2 protein-coding genes are annotated in these 4,315 nt (G+C 24.8%); both read right to left on the bottom strand.

The features are described from left to right. Window positions 1-111 precede the first annotated feature (111 nt). On the bottom strand, window positions 112-2,754 hold the full coding sequence (locus ACXX88_RS04015) for a type I restriction-modification system subunit M (RefSeq protein ID WP_458559661.1): 2,643 nt from the start codon (window positions 2,752-2,754) through the stop codon (window positions 112-114). Between the two features lie 339 nt (window positions 2,755-3,093). Next, window positions 3,094-4,315, bottom strand: a 1,222-nt coding sequence (locus ACXX88_RS04010; RefSeq protein WP_458559660.1) for an IS1634 family transposase, incomplete at its 5' end; no start/stop codon positions are given.

Here is a 4,315-nt window from a genome sequence, read left to right as displayed (position 1 = left end):
TACTTGTCAGGTCTTTCAAATTTTAATAAATTTTGAATAATGTCCTGTTCTCAAGCGTGAGTAAATTCTTTGAATCTTAAAGAAGGAACTAACTTGTCTTTTGAAATCATTTTATTTATTTCCTAAAATTTTTATTAACTCTTCAATTGCTTCCATATCTGAAGGTTCGCCTTTTAATTCAGAAAGCAGATTAATTAGATTAGATTCTTGTTCTTTAATTTGATTATTGATGTCACTTAAAGTATCAAAGTATTTATCATATAAATATTCTAATTTGGAAATTAAATAGTTAATAATAGCATCTTGTTTTTCAAAAATAATAGATTCAAAATTACTAATTCATTCTTTGTGTAATAAATTAAAGAATTCTTCTTCAGTGATGTTTGATAAGTATATTTCAATATTTTGGTTTAATTCTGTTTTTAAATTTTTTAAGTCTTTGTTTAAGTCAGATTTTTGGTTATTTAAATTATCAAATTCTAATAATTTGCATTCTAAAGATTCTTCTTCTCATTGTTCATTAGAATCAATTTTTTTAATGTATTTTTTAACTTCTGCAGCTTTTATTACTCCATCTTTAAATAATTCTTCATCTTTGTCTTCGTCATTAATGCTTTCAACAATGGAATTCATTTGGGAATCTAAATCTGTAATTTGCTCTTGTTTTTCATTAATTGAATTAATTAAAGAGGTAAGTTTAAATTTACCAATGGTATCAATATCAAATAATTCACTTTCGATTTTATTAACTTTACCATCTTTGGTTTTGCTAATTGTTGTTGTTTGTTCAAGGATTGTGCTAAATTCTTCTCCTTCAAATTTTTGAATAACAGAAATTGTTGGTTGAATATGTTTATGAGCATAATCAAGCATTATTTGGAATAATTCATATTTATCTAATAACGGTACGTCTTCTAAATCTTCAAAGATATATTTATCAATAATATTATCTAAATACTTATCATCAAGTTTAAAAATATTGTCTAATGAAGAAGTTAAATTAGAAATTTCTTCACTAAAATCACTAATGATTTGTAAATAGTGATTTGAATATGCTTTAACATCACTATTTTCTTTTACTTTATCTTGAATTAAGCCCTTATCAATGAGTTTAAAGTAAGAATCATTAACTTTGGTTGTGATTGTGTCAAAAAGGGAGTTAAAAGTATTTCAATATGCTTTTAATTCATCAAGCTCCACTTTAGGTACTCCACCATACATTGATGCATATAAATCGTGTGTTTCTTCTTTTTCAAAGTTATCAATGTATCTAGAAATATTTAAATTGAAGTCATTTTCTTCAATTTCTTTTAAAGTAACATTTCTAGAAAACTTAGAAATTTCTGCTTTTGATTTATAAACATCAATAATTCTTTTAATATGAGATCTTTCTAGTTTGTTATTTTTTCCATCTTTGACAAAGAGTTTAGAAGCATCGATGAATTGGATGTTACTATCTGCTTTATTTTTCTTAAGAATCATTACGATAGTAGAAATACTTGTTCCAAAGAAAATATTTGCAGGTAAACCAATAATTGTTTCAATTTTTTGATTTTTAATGAGTTTTGTACGAATTTCTTTTTCACTGGAACCTCTAAAAAGAACACCATGTGGTAGAACAATCGCCATCATTCCATTTGTATCTAAGTGATATAGTTCATGTAAAAGGAATGCATAATCTGCTTTTGATTTTGGAGCAACTCCATAATCTGCATAACGCGGATCTGTTTGTCTTCCTTCTGGATTTCATTTTAAAGAATAAGGCGGATTAGAAACGACTGCATCTACAGAAATAATATCACCGTTATTTTCACTAACCGGTCAATCTTCATTAAGAGTATCACCACATCTAACATTAATATCGGCTGAATTAATGTTTTTCATAATTAAATTCATTCTAGTTAAGTTAAAAGTAGTTCTAACTTTTTCTTGAGCATAATAAGTTACAGAATCTTTGTTTTTGTCATATTTCTTAAAGGTTGATCCAATATTTAAAAGTAAAGAACCCGATCCTGAAGTAGGGTCATATACCTTTATTTTATCTCTATCTCTAAAGTTTCAAGCAATGATTTCAGACATTAGAACAGAAACTTCATGTGGTGTATAAAATTCACCACCTTTTTTACCCGCTGTAGAAGCAAATTGTCCAATTAAAAATTCATAAACATATCCTAAAACATCATAGTTCTGATTAGTTACAGGAATATCTTTAATTTGTTCCATTATTTTTTTAGCTGTTTCTGTTTGTTCTTGAACATTGGAACCAAGTTTATTCAACTGTTCAACAGAAATCATAATAATATCTTCAAATAAGTTTTTGTATTTTTGATCATCTATAATATTTTTGTTAAATCTTTGGATTGCTTCTGAAAGTTTGGAAATACTAAAATCTGATTGTTTTCCATATTTGTTTGTTGTTCATACTTGATATAAATCGTTGTAAAAAATGAAATATCCTAAATCTTCTTTTATTAAATTGATTTTTTCTTTAATTTCTGTGATTTTATCTTCATTATCTGTATAAATCTCAGTATAGTTAGAAACCATTTCTTGAATTTCTTCGATTGAAAATTCAAACTTTTCTTGCATTAAATCAATTTGTTTTTGAGATAAGAAACTATAGAATATAAAAGATAATATAAAGTCTTTATATTCATATGCTTCTAAATTACCTCTTAAACCATTTGCAGATTGTCAAATTCTATTTGCTAACTCTTGTTTTGTTATTGTTTTTTCAAATTCTTTTTTTGCCATTTTTTCCTTTCTTGTTTTATTTAATAGCCTAATTTATTTAATATTATAATTATATTAAAAAATAATGTTTATTTATGTATAAAGCAGATCTTTTTCTGTATCTAAACTCCTGATTTTGCCAAAAATACAGGGAAATTGCTTGTTTTTAGCTTTTTATTATAAAAAAACAAAAACTTGCTTTTTTACAAGTTTTTGCTTGATTTTATTTAAACTATAAAACAAAATGTTTATAAAAGACTTTTGAATAATTCGATAATCATTTCCCGAGTTTCCCAGTCAACACTAAAAAGCAGAAAATCAACCATTTTTTTGGTTGATTTTATTGTTTTTCATTTTTCTTTATACCATTTTTGATAAAACTCTTTTTATATCAGATCAATATTTAAAATTTTCGTTATTTTCATCAATTTTGTAATTTAAAGTTTCTACTTTAATTATTTCGCCTTTAAATTCAGTTACAACACTTGTTTGAGAATTAAATGCTGCAATAAATTTATCATTTGTAATTTTATCTACAATTCCATTATCTTTATAAAATTTATTTATTAAGAAAATAGAGTATTTTAAAACAACTAGTGCTAAAAAATTAAGTATAAAATGTCCTAAAATATGAGAATCTTTTCATACATAAATTGGTCTAACTTTTAATGTATCTTTTAATGTTCTGAAGTTTTCTTCAATTTGTCATTGTTTATGATATATTTCAATAATTTCTAATGGACTTAAATCAAGTCTTGAGGTTTCATAAACATAAAGTCCATCAAATTTCTCATCTTCTATGATTTTTTCATAATCGAGTTCAAATTCCATTGAACCCACTCTTTTAAAGAATTTATATTTTTTAATTCCAATAATTTCTTCTGCATTAACTCTTCCGATTTTATTTTGTTTCTTTTGGAAATTCTTGATTAATATTTTTCTTTCTTCATAATCTTTTTTTGCTTTTGATGTACTAAAAGCAACTATTCTTCTTCTGATTTTTTCATTCACTCTTTTGCCGTTTCAATGGGAATTATAGTGATATTCTTTATATTTTAATCCTTTATTTATATCCACAAATCCTTCTTTGTCTAAAGCAAATTCTTTAAATTCTTTGCTTGAAGATTTTAATCTATAGGAAATTATAAAATCGATATTTTTTTGCTCTAAATAACGGATATTTCTGTTTATTGACATCCCCTTATCAGCAATAATAGTTACTTTTTTAAGGTTGTAAGTTCTTTCCATTTCTTCAATAAAAGGAATCATTGTACTTGAATCTGCTGTATTTCCTTTAAAAACCTTTATAAAAATAGGAATTCCATTTCTATCAGTAGCCATTCCAATAACAACTTGATCTTCTTTGAATTTTCCGTCTTTTGAATATCCAGGAATTCTTAAACCAGTTCTTTGAAAACTTTCAAAATAAACAGTTGATGAATCATAAAAAACTAATTCAACATCTCTACCTGTTTCCTCTGTAATAATGTTATTTAAATTGGAAAAAATTTCTTTTTCATTATTTACCAAAACATCAAGAAATCTGTAAAAAGAATTTTTAGAAACGCTTATATTATTATCA

This window comes from Mycoplasma sp. 5370 (genome assembly GCF_054343435.1).
This window is presented reverse-complemented; position numbering and strand designations above follow the sequence as displayed.